Genomic DNA, 18958 nt, shown 5'->3' on the forward strand with positions numbered 1-18958 from the left:
CGTGCTGCCTTGTGGATGTGAAAGTGAAATGCGTTTTTTGCCGGCTCAGATTGTCGGCTCCCAGCCTTTTTCGTAGTCCCGGCCCCAGAGTTTGCGGGCCTCTTTGTTGTTTTTGATATGCCCGTTGTTGGGGTCGATGTCGAGCGACCCGCCCGTCCGCAGCGCGATGTTTCCCAACTGACAAAGCAGGGTGCTCTGGTGACCGCTCACAATATCCGAGGCCAGGGGAGCACCCTGCCGGATGGCCTGCGCGAAGTTCTGGAGGTGCGTGGCATCCAGCGCCTGCGAAGGGTTCATGCGGTTGCGCGGGTCAATGGCAATGTCGTTTTTGACCTCCTTCACCAGCTTGTTGTCGAGGTCGAAAATCTTGTAGGCATTGCCGCCGCCGTATTGCAGGGAGCCTTTTTCGCCGTAGAACGTAACGCCCACGTCGGAGCCCTCGACATGCCGTCCGTTGCAGCTTCGACCTTCCCAGGTGATGAAGGTGTTGTTTGGAAATTCGAGATTGATGACCTGCGTATCCGGCGTTTCCCAGTCGTCCTTGTACCGGTACCGGCCACCCGAGGAGGTTACTTTGGTCGGATACGTCACGTCGAGTCCCCAGCGCATGAGGTCGAGCATGTGGGTTCCGTTGTTGAGCGCCTCGCCCGTGCCCCAGTGCCAGAACCAGTGCCAGTTGTAGTGGATGACGTTGCTGCGGTACGGTCGCCGGGGAGCCGGTCCCTGCCAGAGGTCGTAATCCAGCCACGACGGCACGGCTTCGGTCGTCCCCACGCCAATCGAGGGCCGGTTGTTGGTGTACCAGCCTTTGGCAAAATAAGGCCGCCCGATGGCTCCGTTTTTGATGTCCTGCATGGCCTGAACCACGTTGGGCCACGACCGGCGCTGGTTACCCATCTGAATCACGTTTTTGTATTTCTTCGCCACCTCTACCAGCAGTTCACCTTCGTGCGGGTTGTGGCTGCACGGTTTTTCGAGGTAGACGTGCTTGCCCGCCTTCGAGGCCAGAATGGCCGCCGGCGCGTGCCAGTGGTCGGGGGCGGCAATCACCAGCGCATCCACGTCCCGGTCTTCGAGCGCCTTCCGGAAATCCGGGTAGTCTTTGGGTTTTGCTTTCTGAATTTCCGCGATGGCAGCAATGCACTTTTCGGCCGCGCGGCTGTCGACATCCGAAATGGCGGCGACTTCGCAGTTGGGCTGGAGGGCAAAATTCCCTGACAAGGCGAAGCCCCGGCTGTTGACGCCCATCACCCCGACGCGTACTTTTTCGTTGGCCCCGGCAATGCGGCCGTAACTTTTGGGGGAAAAGCCGGGCAGGATGCCGCCAACGGAAAGAGCCGTTGTGCCCACAATCGCTTTTTTGAGGAAATTCCGGCGGGAGTCGCTGGTTGAATCGTTCATGGTGGAGGTACAGGTTTTACGTGTCGAGAAGCCGTCCCGGACCGACAACTACTCAGTCCGTGTCCGGCGGTCAGGTATAGGATTTAATGCCAAAAATGCCTTTTGTCACGGAGTCATCGGAATGCGGACCAGATCCTGAATTTCCCGCCCCTCGTGCCGGAACCGGGCCAGCGTGTAGACGGTCCCGTCGGAGCCGATGGCGATGGAATTGACGTACGTCGGCCGCGACCCATCGGCGTAAAAGATCGGGCCGTGGTCTTTATAGGTGCCGGAAGGAAGGTGAAACGTGACCAGATGCAGGTTTTCCAGCCCTTTGGCCGCCCCTTTGGCAATCCGGTCGACGCCTTTTACCCGTTGGCCGTTCTCGTAAATTGGCCCGCCGGTCAGGTAGTAAATCGTTTCGTTATCCGGCCCTAGCCCAAACCCGAGGTAGCCGTAACTGAACTGGTCGTACATCCCGCTTTTGCGCGACGGCTCCGACGTCAGCCGCTCGACCAGTTCGACGGATGGAACGGCGGGGTCGAAGCGGAATAGATACCCCGAATTGCCGTGGATGCCGTAAGCCACCTGTTCGGGCGCGTACCAGAAGATTTTCCGCCAGTTGTAACCCATGCTGCCGGGGTAAAGCGGGTCGTACTGACCAAAATAATCCAGCCGCAGGTCCACGCCTTCGACCGCCTGCAGTTGTTCGTTCGCCGGGTTGTACCGAAAAATCGTTCCCTCGGAGGTCGAAAAGTAAACAGCCCCGTCGCGAGGATTAACGACCATGCTGCGGCAGAGAACCCGGTAATCCTGGCCCGGTGTTCCGGCCTCGCCCCGGGCCGAGACGGGTCCCAGGTTTTTCAGCGTGCCGCTTTCGGGCTGATAATGCAGGAAATAGCCGACCGGCCAGGTGATGCCGTAGAGGTCGCCGCGGTCCCGGTCGAGGGTCATCGTCAGGATGCCTTCGCCTTCCGGGGCCGTGGCCAGCTTTTCGAACGCGCCGGTCCGGAGGTCGTACGACAGGAAATGCCCGCCGGGGTACAGGGCCCGTCCGTCCGGCGGCGTGACCGGCAGGCGTTCCATGCCGTCAATGGTTTCGTAAAAGCCGATATGGGTGGCGAAGTACAGCTTTCCGGCCCGTTCGTAAAACCGCACGTGGCTTTTGCCCTGCACAATGGCCCCGGCGTCTTTTTCTCCGCAGATCTCGGTCAGATCGGCCAGCAGTTCGGTCCGGTCGCTTTCGGGTCGGTAAACGTACATCCTGCCGCCCTCCGCCGGGGATTCGGAGCTGAGGACGTAGTAAATATTGCCGTCACTGGCGGCGGTAATGGCGTTGTAGGTATCGTGGGCCCGTTCAAAACCGGAATAATAAGGGGTAGCGAGTAGAGGCATGGCGGGTTAAAGGATTGTTTCACGGAGGGGAGCGGAGGACCGCGGAGTTTAGCAGAGAACTTCTTAAAAACTCTGCTAAACTCCGCGGTCCTCCGAGAAACTATTTATTTTACTTAACTTCCTGAATTTTAGGTACTCCGGCCTGCGCGGCCAGCTTTTCCACCTCCGCCAGAATCTGTTGTTGCAGACCCGGCGTCCATTGGCTCGGCAGTCCGTAGACCATCTGGGAGGTATTGCCTTCGTAGCCGCCTTCCTGAAGGATGGTTTCGGAGGGAATGTAGCCCATCACGTCGTTGGAGTACCCGAGCACGAAGGCGTCCAGCCCGAACCGTTTTTTCACCGCCAGCGCGTATTCCGTCACCAGTTCGCCGCCGAAGCTGAAGACCGGCTGATTTCCCAGCATCCAGACCTGTACGGGGTACGGATACGACCGGATAAACGCCTGACCGGCCCGGGTTTCGGCCAGCATCCGCGACGCCCAGCGTTTCAGGTAGCCGTCGTTCTGGGCGACCATCGCATTCAGGGCGCTTTCCGACGGGGCGGGGGCGAGTTTCAGATCGATTTCGGAATAGGCCGTGGCGAGGCGGGCGGGCAGCGGGCGCATGTCTTCTTCCAGAACGCGCTCGACCGCCGCAGCCAGTTCGCGGCCGTATTGCCGGGCCAGCGGAATGGTCCGGCGGGGCAGCGGATTCTGGTCTCCGGCGGCACCCTGAAAAAACAGGGCCGTCGTGCCCGGATGCTGCTTTTCGATTTCCAACTGGGCAAAACCCGCATAATCGCCGGAAAACTGGTGTAAATCCAGCACGGTCGGGTGGCAGGCATAGCCAAAGGCCACGGCCAGCAGGCCCCCTTTCCCGTCGACCACCTTCAGCACCGGCACGGCATAGTCGTTCGGGCCTTTCAACTCGGTTTGCTGGCGCAGACTGGCCTCCTGGTTGCTCCGGCGGTTCACCTGAAAGCGCGTAACCCCGTTCTGGCTGAACAGACTCACCGGCTGAAGTTTATGGAACGCATCCCCAACCAGTTGACTAATCTGCTTTTCCAGCACCTGCGTGTAGGCGTCGATAGCGGCCTGCTCGGGCGGACCAATCGGGTAAATGTCCGGCAGGGCCCTGCCCAGCACCGGCCCCGAATGCGTATGCGAACTGTTGAGCAGAATCTGCGCCCGCGACAGGCCCAGCGTTTGCTGAAGCCGCTGGCGGATGCGGTCGGACAGCGGTTTGGGAAAGCCCAGCAGGTCCGTCGTGACCAGCACCGCCCGGTTGCCTTTTTCGTCTTCCAGCGCCAGCGCCTTGGCCCAGAGGTCGTGCAGTTTGCCCTCCGAGGGGCGCGTCCGGACGGCGTAGCCCGCCAGCCAGACGGGTTGGGTGGGCGTGATGACCACCCGGGCCACGCCCGCCTTCCAGCCCTGCGCCCCGGCCGACAGGCTAAGGAGGCAGCAGACAAGCAGACTTGTCAGAATCGCCGTTTTTCTCATTTCTGAGCCAGTAGTTTATCCGCCTGACCGTAAATCTTTTCGATGGCATTGGCGATGTCGTCCATGTCCTGCCGGGTGCCGAGGAGCATGTTCTGCGTCAGCCAGACGGCCTCTTCGTTGCAGATGCGGTCGTTCTGCGGGCAGGCGTTTCGTTCGACGTACTTCTTGAAATCCAGCGCCTCTTTCGGATACATTTTCCGGTAGTTTTTCGACTTGAAGGCGTCGTCGAGATACGGCATTTTGTTGAGCGGCGCGTATCCTTTGGAACAGGGAATGCCTTCGGCCGTGAGGGCTTTGACGAACGTTTCCCGCGAAAGTCCTTTAAACTTTTCCTGATGAAAACGGAACGGAAACAGGTGGAAGGCCGCCCGCGTCACGTCGTCGTAGAGTTTGTACGGCACGATGCCCGGTAGGTGGCTGATCTTGGCTTTCAGATACGCCGCGTTTTCGTTGCGGGTGGTCGTTTCGGCGTCCAGGCGCTTGAGCAAGGCCAGTCCGATGGCGGCCTGGTACTCGGTCAGGCGGAGCTTGGTGCCCTGCATGAGCGTGCCGATGCCGATCACGCCCGATACGGTACCATAGGGATTGCCGTAATTATGGTACGAAAAGCAGCGGTCCATGAACGCGTCGTTGTTGCTGACGATGGCCCCGCCTTCCCCGATGGCCAGATTTTTGGAGTTCTGAAAACTGAAACAGCCCGCGTCGCCGAACGTGCCGACTTTCTGGTGGTTAATTTCCGCCAGATGGGCCTGGCAGGCGTCTTCGATCACGACCAGATTGTGTTTTTTGGCAATCGCCAGAATGCTTTTCATATCGACCGGCAGGCCCAGAATGTGCACCGGAATAATGGCCCGCGTGCGCGGCGTGATCCGGGCTTCCAGTTTGGCCGGGTCCATCTGGAACGTTTCGGGGTCGATGTCGACAAATACCGGCATGGCCCCGGTTGCCAGTACGGGCGCGACGGTGCCGATAAACGTATAGGCCGGAACGAGCACCTCGTCGCCGCCGCGCACATCGAACTGGGCCAGGGCGGCAATCAGCGCATTGGTGCCGTTGACGACCGAAAGGCACCGTTTGGCTCCGACGGTCGCGGCCCACTGCGCTTCGAACTCGGTTACGACCCCGGCCCGCGACCAGATGCCGGAGCGAATCACTTCCAGCAGTTGTTTTTCGTCGGTTTCCGGTTTCCAGATCGGCCAGACGGGCCACTGCTTCGCCCGGATGGGTTTGCCGCCCAGCAGCGCCAGCGGCTCATTGAGGGAAGAAGAAAAAGGCTTTGTCGGGAGGGAAGGGGCCGGCACGCTGGCCAGCACTGAAGGGGCCAGGACAGCGCCCAGACCGGTCAATGAGTTGCGTTTGATGAATTCCCGGCGGGAAAAAGGTCCGTTTTTCATGGGAAATAAGGTCTTGAGGATAGGGCTTGGAGACGGAGCCTGCTACGTCAGGAAGGCTCTTTTCGCCAAAAATTACTGTTTCACCCGGGCCAGCACACTCTCCAGCGTAACGGGCGCGCCGCCCCGGCGTTTGCTTTCGTCGGCGGCTTCCATGAAGGCGAAAATTTCGATGGTTTCCTCGGGCGTCACCGGCACTTCGCCGGTGTCGAAATAGCGGATGATGTCTTTCAGCAGCGGGTCGTAGCCGCCGTAGGGGCCGAGGACCACGTTCCCGTTCTGGGTGTATACCGTGCCGCCGTACTCGTGCTTGCCGGTGCGGGTGCCGCGGAAGGTCCCGATGCGGCCGTCGGCCCAGGTCCCGACGACGATGTCCGTTCCCTCCGTGTGGAGGCGCGTCACCTGTTTGCAGCCCGTGCCCATGACCGTAAAGAGCGTTTCGACGCCGTGAATGCCGTACCAGAACAGGTCGGGATGCGTTTTTTCGAGCACCGCCGGACTGAACGTATCGGCCCCGAGCACCTGGCTTTTCTGGATGCTTTCGATGCCTTTGATGTGCCGCAGGGAGGAGGCCGAGAACACCGGGATTTTGTACTTCCGGGACGCGTCAAAAATGGCGACGACATCGGCTAGGGAAGCGGCCATCGGCTTGTCGATGAACATCCGCTTGCCCGCCTGCAACACCTGAAGGGCCTGTTCGCGGTGGAGGCGGCCGTCGTTGGTTTCCAGCAGCACGACGTCGACCCCGTTCAGTAAATCGCCGATGGAATCGAAAATCGCCACGCCCGCTTTTTTCACTTCTTCCGTGTAGCCGGGTATCCGTTTGGTGCTGCTTTCGATGTCGCGGCTGCCGTGCGGATAGGCTGCCACGACTTTGTAACCGGCAAACGCCGGGTCGGCGCCGGGCGCATTCAGGGCTTTGACGAAGGCCGTACTGTGGGAGGTGTCCAGGCCGATGATGCCGACGCGTTTGCCGTCCTTTCCGGTGCTGAACGGAAACCAGTCGGGGGCCGGAAAGCTCAGAGCGGCTCCGGCCAGAGCGGCGCGCTGCAGAAAAACTCGTCGGTCAGGGAGGGTAGGGTTCATGCCGTTGTCTGGTTGAAAATAAAGACGTACTTATGAAGATTCCGGAAAATATACTATCTTTTCTTTGCTTGAATAAGGGAAAACCCATCGAACCTTTGAAGTTTTCCAGAATGTACTACCTTTATGCGAAGGTAAAATATGTTTACAAAAAGCCGCACATTTTGTTGATAAAATTATGAAAATAGATTCCCTGGCCAATAAGGTATATAATGAACTGAGACGAAAAATCCTTTCCAACCAGCTGGTGTCCGGTACCCGACTGAAGGAAGATATCTGGGCCAAAAAGCTTGAGGTAAACCGGATGGCCGTGCGCGAAGCCCTGACCCGCCTATTGGGAGAGCGCCTGATCGACATTGGGGAGAAAGGAGGGTATTTCGTCAAAACGCTGACGGCCCAGGACCTGCGCGAAATCCGGGAGCTGCGCGAGATTCTGGAGCTGGGGGCGCTCCGGCTGGCCATTCAGAAAATCGACGACGGGCAACTGCGGCGGCTGGAGGAAATCTGCAACGATTTTACGTCGATGGTCGAGCGGGGGTACTTCGGCGGGGCCTGCGAGGCGGATGTTAAATTCCACGAAACGCTGATCGAAATTGCTGATAATGAGAAGCTGAAGAATATTTACGAGTTCAGCAACATTCCCCTCTTCCACCAGAAGCTCGGCAAGACGCAGATCCACATGAACGATTATGAGCAGACCGACCAGGAACACCGGACCATCCTCCAGGCCCTGAAAGAACACGATCTGGCCAAAGCGGAAGAAGCCCTGAGCCGCCACCTGATCCGGGGCGAAGTCGCCGCGCTCGAACTGGATTAAAGTCCGCCTCCCCCAAGACTCCCCCTTCCTGACAAGGCATCCCCAAACCGGATGCCTTTTTTGTTGACCTCACAATTAGGTCCGTCGCAAAAGTATGGGCCGAAAGTGTCCCGGCGAGAGCTTGAAAAAATTTTTGGCAAAAATTTTTTTGTTTACAAAAATTGCCTTCATTTGTCAACATTAAAGTGCTTCAAGGAAAGGCACTCGGCAATGAAACCGGGTGCCGGTGTAACGAAAGGGGCAGGGCTCCACCGGGCAGGCTTCCCCGGAACGAGTGGCTGGAGGTGGTGTTTGACAGAGTTCGCGTAAGAATTGTCACCCTAACTATAAACAATGAATTATGGTCTACTCTTTCCTTCCACGAAAAGAAAAGGTTCTGCTGCTTTTTCTTTCCCTATTCGCCGTCGCGGCCTTCGCCCAGAGTCCGGTTACGGGCGTTGTGACGGGGGGCGACGATCAGAAGCCCATCGCGGGAGCCACCATCCTGCAAAAAGGAAGCACCACCAACGGGACCGTCACGGATGCTGACGGGAAATTCACGCTCTCGGTTCCGCAAAGCGCCAGTCTGGTCGTTTCCTACATCGGCTACCAGCCGCAGGAAGTGGCCGTGGGGGGTCAAACCAGCCTTTCGGTCGTTCTTCTGCCCGCCTCGACCTCGCTCAGTGAAGTGGTCGTGACGGGCTACACCTCGGAGCGGAAAAAGGACATCACCGGCTCGGTGTCCATCGTCGACATGAAAGCCATCAAGGCCATTCCGGCGGGCTCGGCCGTGCAGGCGCTGCAGGGGCAGGCGGCCGGGGTCAACGTCATCAGTTCCGGCGCGCCGGGTAGTCCGGCCAACATCTTCATCCGGGGCATCAGTTCGTTTGGCAACACCCAGCCGCTGGTGCTCATCGACGGGATTCAGGCCGAACTCAACGACGTGAGCGCCGACGATATCGAGTCGATTCAGGTGCTCAAGGACGCGGGCGCGGCGGCCATCTACGGCGTGCGCGGCTCCAACGGGGTGCTGGTCGTGACGACCAAAAAAGGGAAATCCGGCCAGCCGACGCTTTCCTACGATGCCTACTACGGCGTGCAGGTGCCGCCTTCGGGCAATGTGTTTAATCTGCTGAATTCGCAGGATTTTGCCCGCCTCACCAAGATTGCCTACCCGACCACCGGCCTGTTTCAGAACGGCCTGCCCGACTTCACGTACCGGGGCCGGAGCGCGACCGGGGTCGGCAATGCGGGCGACCCGGCGGTGGACCCGGCCCGGTATAACTTCGACGCCAACAACCCGGCCAACAACTACCTCATTCAGGCCGTCAACAAAACCGGCACCGACTGGTTCCACGAGGCGTTCCAGTCCGCGCCGATCATGAACCACAACCTGACAGCCAGCGGCGGCACCGACAAGTCGAACTACCTCGTTTCGCTGGGGTATTTCGACCAGCAGGGCACGCTCCTCAAAACGTACCTGCAACGGTATTCGGCCCGCATCAACACCCAGTTCAAGGTGCGGAAAAACATCCGGATCGGGGAGAACGCCTATTTCTTTTACAAACGGAATCCGGCCTTCGACAACCTCAGCACCGGCAACCCGATTGCCTGGACGTACCGGGCCATGCCGATCATTCCCGTCTACGACATCCGGGGCAACTACGGCGGCACCTTCGCCGGGCCGGAACTCGGCAGTTCGTCCAACCCGGTGGCCGTGCAGATGAACACCGTCAACAACAAGAACAACGCCTGGAATGTGGTGGGCAACGTGTTCGCGGAGGTCGATTTCCTGAACCATTTCACCGCCCGCACCAGCTTCGGCGGCTTTATCGACAACCAGTACAACACGGTGTTCAACTTCACGCCCTACAACAATTCGGAAGGGAATACCAACCCGAATTCCTTTTCGGAGAGCGCGCTCTACAACAGCAACACCATGTGGACCAACACGGTGACCTACGGGCAGGAGTTTGGGGCGCACAACCTGAAGGTGATCGTCGGGTCGGAGGCCATCCGCAACTACGGCCGCTTCCTGACCGGCTCGTCGAGCGCCCTGTTTTCGACCAATTTTGATTACCTGAGCCTCAACAACGGCACCATCAACATCACCAACGGCAGCAGCGCCTACCACAATACGCTGTTCTCGCTGTTCAGCCGCCTGGACTACTCCTTTGCCGACCGCTACCTGCTCGGCGTGACGGTCCGCCGGGATGGTTCGTCGCGCTTCGGAGCCAATAAGCGCTACGGCGTTTTTCCGTCGGTATCGCTGGGCTGGCGCATCACGGGTGAGAAGTTCATGGAAAACGTGTCGTGGCTCAACGATCTGAAGATCAGGGCCAGCTACGGCGTGCTGGGGTCGCAGAACAACGTGAGTCCGCAGAACGCCTTCACGCTCTTCGGCGGCACTTTTGCCAACGCATACTACGACATCAGCGGGGCCAACCGCCTGACCCAGGGCTTTGCGCAGACCAGCATCGGCAACCCCAATACGGGCTGGGAGCAGAACATCGTCACCAACGTCGGGCTGGATGCCGTTTTCCTCAACAACCGCCTCGACGTGTCGGTAGAATACTACAAAAAATCCATCGACGGTCTGCTGTTCACCGAGCCGCTGCCCGCGCTCGTCGGCGGGGCGACGGCCCCGACGGTCAACATCGGCGATATTCAGAACAAGGGCGTCGATCTGAGCCTGACGTACCGGGGCACCGTGACCAACGACCTGCGTTACAGCCTCGGGGCCAACATCACAACCTACCAGAACGAAGTCGTCAGCATTCCGGGGCCGGGTTATTTTGACGCGGCCAACACGCAGAACCTCGGGCTGGTGATCCGCAATCAGGTAGGCCAGCCGGTGAGTTCGTTTTTCGGCTACAAAGTCATCGGCCTCTTCCGGAGCGAATCCGACGTGACGGCGGCCCCGACCCAGAGCGGCGCGGCGCCCGGCCGGTTCCAGTACGCCGACATCAACGGGGATAAGAAAATCGACGCCAGCGACCGCACCTTCCTCGGTAGTCCGAACCCGGCCTTCACCTACGGGCTGAACTTGGGCCTGACGTACCGGAACTTCGATTTTTCGAGCGTGCTGTACGGCTCGCAGGGGGCCGAGATTTACAACACCATCAAGTCCTTCACGCACTTTTTCAGCACCTACGTCGGCGGCAAGAGCAACGACCTGCTCAACGCCTGGACACCGGAAAACCCGAACAGTTCCATTCCCAAGATCGAATCGACCGGCTCGTTCAGTACGTCGGGGGTTTCCAACTCGTTTTACGTCGAAAACGGCTCGTTCCTGAAACTGCGCTCGCTGATCGTCGGCTACACCGTCAGTCCGGCGCTGCTTCGCCGCGTCGGCATGAGCAGGCTGCGGCTGTACGCCCAGGGCGCCAACCTGTTCACTATCACGAAATACAGCGGCCTCGATCCCGAGCTCAGCGGTAACAGTTCGGCTTTCGGGGTGGATTATGCCAACTATCCGAACAACCAGAAAAACTTCATTTTCGGCCTGAACCTGTCTTTCTAACCAGCCTGACCTTCTGATCATGAAAACGATAAAATCTTTTTTCTCGATGGCGAGCCTGGTGCTGGTGCTGCTGTCGACCAACGCCTGCCGCAAGGATTATCTGGAAATCGGGCCGCTGGGCACCACGGGCGAAGCGACGCTGGCCAACAAGGCGGGCGTCAACGGCCTGCTCGTCGGAGCCTACTCGCTGCTCGACGGCTGGGGCGTGCCGAACACGACCTACTATTTTGTCGGCGTGAGCAACTGGGTTTTTGGCGGGGTGACCTCCGACGACGCTCACACGGGCACGCAGGCGTCGGCGCTGCCGCCGATGGAGGCCGTCGAAAGCTACAATTACGACCCGACGCTGATTCCGTTCAACCACAAATGGATGGTGCTGTATGCCGGGGTGCAGCGGGCCAACGACGTGCTGCGGGTGCTGGCGAAGGTGACCGACCCCTCGCTTTCGGCCGAAGAAGCCAAACAGATCAAGGCCGAGGCTACGTTCCTGCGCGCCCTGTATCATTTCGAAGCGGCCAAGATGTGGGAGAATGTGCCGTACGTCGACGAGTCGGTCAGCTACGCCGGCGGCAACTACAACGTCGCCAATACCAGTCCGGTCTGGCCGAAGCTGGAAGCCGATTTCAAATTCGCCGCCGACAACCTGACGCCGACCAAAACGGAGGTCGGGCGGGCCAACAGCTGGGCCGCGAAGGCGTTTCTGGCGAAGGTGTACATGTTTCAGGACAAATACACGGAAGCCAAGCCGTTGCTGGAAGACATCATTGCCAACGGCGTGACGGCTTCGGGCCGGAAATACGCGCTGGTGAACTATGCCGACAATTTTAACCCGGTGAAGAAAAACAGTGCTGAGTCCATTTTCGCGGTGCAGATGTCCATAGCCGAAAGCTTCCAGAACGGCAATTACGGCGATGCGCTCAACTTCCCGATGGGCGGCCCGGCGACCTGCTGCGGGGCGTACCAGCCGTCGTTCAGCCTCGTGAATTCGTACAAAACCGACCCCCGGACGGGCCTGCCGCTGCTCGACTCATTCAACAACGAGGACGTGAAAAACGACCAGGGCATTGAGAGCAGCACACCCTTTACGCCCTACGAAGGCACGCTGGATTCCCGCCTCGACTGGACCGTGGGCCGCCGCGGCATTCCGTACCTCGACTGGGGTCTGCATCCCGGCAAAGCCTGGATTCGCGTGCAGGCGGTGGCTGGGCCGTACAGCCCCATCAAAACGGTGTATTACCAGGCCGACCGGGCCACCACCTCTTCCAGCGCCCGCTGGACGTCCAACAACTACACCATGATTCGCTTTGCCGACGTGCTCCTGTGGGCCGCCGAGGCGGAAGTGGAAATCGGGAGTCTGGCCAAAGCGCAGGAATACGTCAACCGCGTCCGGGCCCGGGCGGCCGACCCGGCGGGCTGGGTGAAGAAATACATCGACCCGGCTAACCCGCTGCGGGGTTTCACCAGCGAACCGGCGGCCAACTACAAGGTCGGGCTGTATACCAACGAGTTTACGACCAAAGGCAAGGACTTCGCCCGCGAGGCCGTCCGGTTTGAGCGCAAACTCGAACTGGCGATGGAAGGCCACCGCTTCTTCGACCTCCGCCGCTGGGACAACGGCACCGGCTACATGGCCACCGTCCTGAACGATTACGTGAAGCACGAAACGACCATTCCGGGCTATGATTTTACGTACATGAAAGGGGCGACCTTCAAGAAAGGCAAGACCGAACTGTATCCCATTCCGCAGGCGCAGATCGACCTGAGCGTGGTCAACGGCACGCCGACGCTGAAACAGAATCCCGGGTATTGAGCCGCCGATGCCCACCCGTCCGGCGGCGACCGGGACCTCACCGGGAATCGCCGGACGGGTGTAAGCAAAAAATGAGTTTATTCCGGCTTCAAACCCAACTTTTACACAGTATGCTTTTTCACGCCTCCACGTATTCCGAACTGAACCGGGCGCGAACCGATACGGTGGTAGTGCTGCCGCTGGGAGCCATCGAACAGCACGGCCCGCACCTCTCCGTTTCGACCGACACCGACATTGTCACCCAACTGGCCCGGGCGGCCGAAGCGGCCCTGCGCGACACGGTGCTGCTCTGCCCGACGCTGCCCTTCGGCTCCAGCCACCACCACCTGGCCTTCGGCGGAACCATCAGCCTCGGCCCGGAACTGTACACGGCGGTCATCACCGATCTGGTGGCTTCGCTGGTGGAGTCGGGCTTTCAGCGCATCGTGCTGCTGAACGGGCACGGGGGCAACATCACGCCCGTCCGGCAGGCGCTGGCGGTGCTCGGCAACCGGTTCGACCGGAGCCACCAGCCGACCATTGCGCTGGCGACGTACTGGGAACTGGCCGGAAAGGCGTTTGCCGGAGAGGCGCCAATGGAAAGTCCGGCCCTCAGCCACGCCTGCGAATACGAGACGAGCCTGATGCTGCACCTGTTTCCCGAAAAAGTCCGGATGGAGCGGGTGGAACGCGCCCGCCGCCCGGCTTCCAACGGCTACATCGGCTGGGAGGACGACGAGCCGTACCGGGGCGTCACGGTCTTTAAACAAACCGAATTTATCTCCGGCAACGGCAGCAGCGGCGAACCGCAGCTGGGTACGGCCGACAAAGGAAAACACCTGTTCGACAAGGCCCTTTCCGCGCTCGTGCGCTTTTTGGAAGCATTCCGGGAATGGCCGCTTTCGCAATCGCTGGTAGCTGAACATGAGCAAGTTGGAAATTAAACATCCGGATAAAAAAGTCGATACGGGCGCGTATTCAGCCGGGGTGCTGGTCGACGGCTGGCTGTTCGTCAGCGGTCAGGGACCGCTGGACCTGACGACCGGCGAGGTCATTCACGGCACCATCGAAGAAGAAACCCTGCTGACGCTCCGGCACATCCGGACCATCGTGGAAGCGGCCGGGGGAACCGTGGACGACATCGTCAAATGCACGGTGCATCTGGAAAATATCGGGGATTTTGACCGGTACAACGCGGCCTACCGCACGTTTTTTACCGGCATCAAACCCGCCCGGACGACGGTGCAGTCGGTCCTCTCGGACGGAATCAAAATTGAAATCGACGCCATCGCCCGGATACGCCCTAAACAGCCTTAACGCATGACCTACGAAACGCAAAAAATACGCCTCGGCACGGTCGGGCTGGGACTGATGGGCAGCAGCATTGCGACCTGTCTGCTGGCGGCCGGGCACCCCGTAACCGCGCTGGTGAAAGACCTCGGCGGGGCCGACGAAGCCCGCGGCCGCATTCGGGAGTACCTGCACCAGCTTCAGCGCGAGGAACTGCTGGAGGAGGAGCCGGATGCGGTGCTGCACCGCCTGCGCATCACCGACGAGGTGGCCGACCTGCGGGGCCTGGAGGTCGTGATCGAATCCATCATCGAAAATGTGGGCGAGAAAAAACGGCTGTATGCGCAGCTGGAAACGGTGCTTTCGCCCACGGCCATCATCGGCAGCAACACTTCCGCCATTCCGGTTTCCCTGCTCCAGAGCGGGCTGAACCATCCCGAACGCGTGCTCGGCATCCACTGGGCCGAACCGGCGCACATCACCCGGTTCATGGAAATCATTTGCGGAAAAGATACCGATCCGGTCTGCGCGCAGCGGATGGTGGCGCTGGCCGAAAGCTGGGGCAAGGAACCCTCCCTGCTCCGGAAAGACATTCGCGGATTCATCACCAACCGCATCATGTACGCCATGCTGCGGGAAGCGTTTTATCTGGTCGAAAACGGGTACGCCACGGTGGAAGACGTGGACCGCTCGCTCCGCAACGACCTCGGCTACTGGATCACCTTCGCCGGGCCGTTCCGCTTCATGGACCTGACGGGTATCCCGGCTTACCTCACCGTGATGAAAGACCTCTTTCCCGAACTCAGCAACACGACCGAAACACCCCCGATGATGGAAGACCTCGTCGCGGCGGGCGCGAAGGGCGTCGGCAACGCCCACGGCTTTTATCCCTACACGCCCGAAACGGCCGAAGAGTGGGAGACCCGCTTCATCGAGTTCAGCTACGACATCCGGAAACTGGCCCAGAAATACACCCCGACACCCGCTGAAAGCCCCCAATGACGCGCATTGCATCCATAAAAGCGACCGAAGTAATCGTCCCGGCCCGGCCGGGCAGCCTCAATTCGGAGGAGGTGATCGACAAAGACGCCGCCTTCGCCCAGAAATTTCTGACCGGGGAACGCTGGACGGAGTTTGCCAACCAGCCCAAATGGATCATCGAACTGACGCTCCAGAACGGCCTGACGGGCCTCGGCGAAACCTACCGCAGTGCCGAAGCCGCCCCGATCGGGGAAGCCATGAACACGCTGGTCGGGCAGGACGTGCTGAAACTGAACTGGCGTCGCCTGCCGATTACCGACCAGCGGATTTACGAAGCGTTTGAGTCGGCCGTGCTGGATGTGGTCGGCAAGCTGCTGGGCGTGCCCGTGAGCCAGCTGCTCGGCGGGGCGTACCGCGACCGCATCGACTGCTTCGGCTGGACCGGCCGCCGGACGCCCGAAGACGCCGCCCGAAAAGCCTGGGAAGCGATGCAGAAAGGCCATAAGGCGTTCAAATTCAAGTGTTCGGACGAAGATCCCGTGCGGCTCTGGACCGAGGCGATCCGCGAAAAATGCGGGGACGGCATCCGGATTCTGCTCGACCCCAACCAGCGCTGGACCGATGTCGAAACGACCCTGCGGCTGATGGAAGGCGTGGACAAAAGCATCATGCTCGGGCTGGAAGACCCGATTCTGCACGGCGACGTGGCGGGGTACAAATACCTCCGCGAAACGCTGGGGATGCCGATGTACCGCCATATTTCGCTGCCCTACACCCAGGATATCCGCGACATGATCGCCTTTGTCCGGGCCGATGCCGTCGATGGCTACAACTTCAACGGCTCGGCGTACAACTGCGTGCTGCTGGCCGAAATCGCGCACCTGGAGGGCAAAGCCTGCTGGCGCGGGTCGGAGGTGGACCTCGGCATTTCGGAAACGATGGGCCTGCACATTGCGGCCGCCAGCGTCAGCTGCACCCTGCCGTCGGACCTCTTCGGCGAACTCGTCCGCACGGATGACCTGCTGGTGGACCCCATTCACTTTGAGGACGGCGCGGCGCGGGTGCCCCAGGGGCCAGGCCTCGGCATCGAGCTCGACCGGGACGCCCTCGACCGCTACTCAACAAACCAGATTTTAACCAGCACGTATGAATAAATCCCTGATGTCGTGGGCCATCCTGTTCTTCTGCAACCTGATTTGGGCCTTTCATTTTACCAGCATCAAGCTGACGCAGGACCAGGTCGGGCCGTATTTCACGGTCTGGGCGCCGATGCTGCTGGCCACCCTGTTTCTGGGGCCTTTCGTGATCCGGGATTTTCGGAAAGGAAACAAGAAGCTGAAGGATGCGCTGATTTTTGTGCAGCTGGCGGCGCTGGGGGCTTTTCCCTCGCAGGTGCTCATGACCTGGGGCACGCAGTATTCGCTGGCGAGCAACGCGGCGATTCTGGTGCTGGCGCTGCCGGTCATCACGGCCGTGTTTGCCTTTGTGCTGCTGAAAGAAACCATGAACCGGGCGCGGTGGATCAGCTTCGTCATTGCCATTGTGGGTGTGGTGCTCTGCTCGACCGACGACATCAAAAACGCCGATCTGAGTTCGCGCTACGCCGTGGGTAACCTCATGATTTTTGTGGCCATTCTCGGCAACGCCTATTACAACGTCGGCTGCAAGAAAGTGGCGGCGCAGTACACCGAAATGGAGATGGTATTTTACACCTACCTCGTCATGTCGATTCTGCTCACGCCGCTGGTGCTGTATTACGAACCCGAGGCGTTCGGCCGGATACCGGACTACACGACCAACACCTGGATCGGCATGATTTCGCTGACGCTGTTCCACAATTTCCTGTCGATGCTCCTGTTTTTCAGGGCGTTGAAAAATCTGGACGCCACGCAGGTCGCCCTGTCGAATTACCTCATCACGTTTATGGGGCTGCCGATCGCGGCCCTCTGGCTGGGCGAAACCCTGAACACCCAGGCCATCATCGGCGGGCTGCTCGTGCTGGCCTCAACCCTGATTTTATCCATCGTCGATACGAAAGCGCAACAAAAGAAAGTGGTGAATATCAACCAAGAACCAGCCAAGTTATGACTACGAAAGACAACGAACTGTACGGGGTGGTGCCCATTATTCCGACGCCTTTTACGGAACAGGAGGAGATTGACGAAGAGGCCCTGCGCCACCTGGTTGAATTTGCCATCGCCGGGGGAATCGGGGCCGCCTGTCTGCCGGCCTACGCCAGTGAATTTTACAAACTGACGGACGACGAGAAGCTTCAGGTGGTCCGGGTGGCGGTCGGGCAGGCGGCCGGGCGGATGAAGATCGTCGCCCAGTCGAACCACCCGTCCCTGAAAGTCGCCATCCGGCTGGCGCAGGCCAATGTGGAGGCGGGGGCCGACGTGATTTCGCTGGCCGTTCCGCGCATTTTCAGCCTGCCCGAAGCGTCCCTGAAAGTCTACCTGTCGGAGTTTCTGAAAGCCATTCCCGACACGCCCGTGCTGATTCAGGATTTCAACCCCGGCGGGTCTTCCATCAGCGTTCCGTTTATTCAGGAACTGATGGACAACCATCCGAACTTCAAATACCTGAAACTGGAAGAGCCGCTTTGTGCCCCGAAATTTGAAAGCATCATCCAGGCGACCGAAGGCCGAATCGGGCTTTTCGAAGGCTGGGGCGGGCTGTACATGCTCGAACTGGTGCCGGTCGGCATCCGGGGTGTGATGCCGGGGCTGGCCGTGGCCGACATTCTCCAGCGGGTCTTTACGCTGCGCAAAAACGGCGAAGATGCCAAAGCGTTCGAATTGTTTGAGAAGATTATGCCGCAAATCTTCTTTTCCCTGCAAAACATGGAGCTTTTTCATTATGCCGAAAAAGAGCTGCTGATGGCCCGCGGCGTCCTCAACAACAGCATTGCCCGCCAGGCGGCCTACCTTCCGGACCCGTCGAGCGTGCGGTACATCCGGGAACTGAACCAGCGGGTGCTCGAACTGCTCAGCGACGAAACCTACGCCATCCGGCCCGCCGAAAAAGTGCTGGCGTAAAACCGGACCCGGCGGACGGCTTCGGACCTCCGTGTCCTTCGTAGTAATTCATTCTAACGACAACAAAACACATGCGCGAATTCAGCGGACAGGTGGCCGTGATCACCGGAGCGGCTTCCGGAATCGGGTTAGCCATCGCCCACAAACTGCTGGCCGAAGAAGCCCGGACGGCCCTCCTGGATTTTAACCGGGAAGGACTGGAGAAAGAATTTGGACCCGACGACGAGAGCGTGCTGCTGCTGGGCGTCGACGTGACGGACGAAAGCCGCGTGCAGGAGGCCGTGGCGCAGGTGCTGGACCGTTACGGCCGGATCGACATTCTGGTCAACTGCGTCGGCATCACCGGCCTCACCAACATCCGCAGCCACGAGGTCAGCAGCGAGAACCTGCACAAGGTGTTCGAAGTGAATTTCATGAGCAGCTTCTACACCTCCAAAGCCGTGCTGCCCGCCATGCTGGCGCAGCGGTACGGCCGGATTCTGCACATCGCCTCCATCGCCGGCAAGGAAGGCAACGCGGGGATGCTGGCGTATTCGGCTTCCAAGGCCGCCGTCATCGGCATGACCAAGGTGCAGGGCAAGGAATACGCCGAAACGGGCATTACCGTCAATGCGCTGGCCCCGGCCGTGATCCGCACCCCGCTGGTAGACGCCATGCCGGAGGCGCAGGTGACGTACATGACCGACAAGATACCGATGAAACGCTGCGGCACACTCGACGAAGCGGCCAACCTGGCGGCCTATATCGTCTCACCTAAAAACAGTTTCACTACCGGCTTCACCTTCGACCTGTCGGGCGGCCGGGCGACGTACTGA

Annotated in this window: 15 protein-coding genes; 10 read left to right on the top strand and 5 right to left on the bottom strand. The window is 59.9% G+C overall.

The window, feature by feature from the left end; translation table 11 throughout:
- Positions 1–45: 45 nt before the first annotated feature.
- The 5 genes from ORG26_RS22205 to ORG26_RS22225 all read right to left on the bottom strand — a co-directional run bounded on the left by ORG26_RS22205 (position 46) and on the right by ORG26_RS22225 (position 6729).
- Positions 46–1401, bottom strand: coding sequence for a Gfo/Idh/MocA family protein (locus ORG26_RS22205; protein ID WP_266365769.1), 1356 nt, complete (start codon positions 1399–1401; stop codon positions 46–48).
- 105 nt (positions 1402–1506) lie between these two features.
- Positions 1507–2775, bottom strand: a complete 1269-nt coding sequence (locus ORG26_RS22210) for an NHL repeat-containing protein (protein WP_266365771.1) — start codon at positions 2773–2775, stop codon at positions 1507–1509.
- A gap of 109 nt (positions 2776–2884) precedes the next feature.
- Positions 2885–4252, bottom strand: coding sequence for a neutral/alkaline non-lysosomal ceramidase N-terminal domain-containing protein (locus ORG26_RS22215; RefSeq protein WP_266365773.1), 1368 nt, complete (start codon positions 4250–4252; stop codon positions 2885–2887).
- A complete protein-coding gene (locus ORG26_RS22220; RefSeq protein ID WP_266365775.1) occupies positions 4249–5646 on the bottom strand; it encodes a DegT/DnrJ/EryC1/StrS family aminotransferase in 1398 nt (465 codons plus the stop codon). The genes ORG26_RS22215 and ORG26_RS22220 overlap by 4 nt, the downstream gene beginning before the upstream one ends.
- Positions 5647–5718: 72 nt before the next feature.
- A complete protein-coding gene (locus ORG26_RS22225; RefSeq protein ID WP_266365777.1) occupies positions 5719–6729 on the bottom strand; it encodes a Gfo/Idh/MocA family protein in 1011 nt (336 codons plus the stop codon).
- 175 nt (positions 6730–6904) lie between these two features.
- Here ORG26_RS22225 and ORG26_RS22230 point away from each other — a divergent pair, with 175 nt between their 5' ends.
- From ORG26_RS22230 to ORG26_RS22275, 10 genes are all read left to right on the top strand, one after another.
- Positions 6905–7543 (top strand): GntR family transcriptional regulator, encoded by a 639-nt coding sequence (locus ORG26_RS22230; RefSeq protein WP_266365779.1) that lies wholly within the window; start codon positions 6905–6907, stop codon positions 7541–7543.
- A gap of 340 nt (positions 7544–7883) precedes the next feature.
- The gene (locus ORG26_RS22235; protein ID WP_266365781.1) at positions 7884–11045 is read left to right on the top strand and encodes a SusC/RagA family TonB-linked outer membrane protein; all 3162 of its coding nucleotides are present in this window, start codon (positions 7884–7886) and stop codon (positions 11043–11045) included.
- Between the two features lie 19 nt (positions 11046–11064).
- Positions 11065–12855, top strand: coding sequence for a RagB/SusD family nutrient uptake outer membrane protein (locus ORG26_RS22240; RefSeq protein WP_266365783.1), 1791 nt, complete (start codon positions 11065–11067; stop codon positions 12853–12855).
- A 110-nt stretch (positions 12856–12965) separates the two neighbouring features.
- Positions 12966–13778: a creatininase family protein gene (locus ORG26_RS22245; protein ID WP_266365785.1), complete on the top strand. Its 813-nt coding sequence runs from the start codon at positions 12966–12968 to the stop codon at positions 13776–13778.
- Positions 13759–14151 carry a RidA family protein gene (locus ORG26_RS22250; protein ID WP_266365787.1) on the top strand — a complete coding sequence of 131 codons (393 nt, stop codon included), beginning with the start codon at positions 13759–13761 and terminating at the stop codon, positions 14149–14151. The genes ORG26_RS22245 and ORG26_RS22250 overlap by 20 nt, the downstream gene beginning before the upstream one ends.
- 3 nt (positions 14152–14154) lie before the next feature.
- Entirely contained in the window at positions 14155–15126 is a 972-nt protein-coding gene (locus ORG26_RS22255) for a 3-hydroxyacyl-CoA dehydrogenase family protein (RefSeq protein WP_266365789.1), read from the top strand.
- Positions 15123–16259 carry a mandelate racemase/muconate lactonizing enzyme family protein gene (locus ORG26_RS22260; RefSeq protein WP_266365791.1) on the top strand — a complete coding sequence of 379 codons (1137 nt, stop codon included), beginning with the start codon at positions 15123–15125 and terminating at the stop codon, positions 16257–16259. Before ORG26_RS22255 ends, ORG26_RS22260 begins: the two co-directional genes overlap by 4 nt.
- Positions 16252–17193, top strand: a complete 942-nt coding sequence (locus ORG26_RS22265) for a DMT family transporter (RefSeq protein ID WP_266365793.1) — start codon at positions 16252–16254, stop codon at positions 17191–17193. Before ORG26_RS22260 ends, ORG26_RS22265 begins: the two co-directional genes overlap by 8 nt.
- The gene (locus ORG26_RS22270; RefSeq protein WP_266365795.1) at positions 17190–18143 is read left to right on the top strand and encodes a dihydrodipicolinate synthase family protein; all 954 of its coding nucleotides are present in this window, start codon (positions 17190–17192) and stop codon (positions 18141–18143) included. Before ORG26_RS22265 ends, ORG26_RS22270 begins: the two co-directional genes overlap by 4 nt.
- Positions 18144–18214: 71 nt before the next feature.
- On the top strand, positions 18215–18958 hold the full coding sequence (locus ORG26_RS22275; protein WP_266365797.1) for an SDR family NAD(P)-dependent oxidoreductase: 744 nt from the start codon (positions 18215–18217) through the stop codon (positions 18956–18958).

Source organism: Tellurirhabdus rosea (genome assembly GCF_026278345.1).
Classification (GTDB): Bacteria; Bacteroidota; Bacteroidia; order Cytophagales; family Spirosomataceae; genus Tellurirhabdus; species Tellurirhabdus rosea.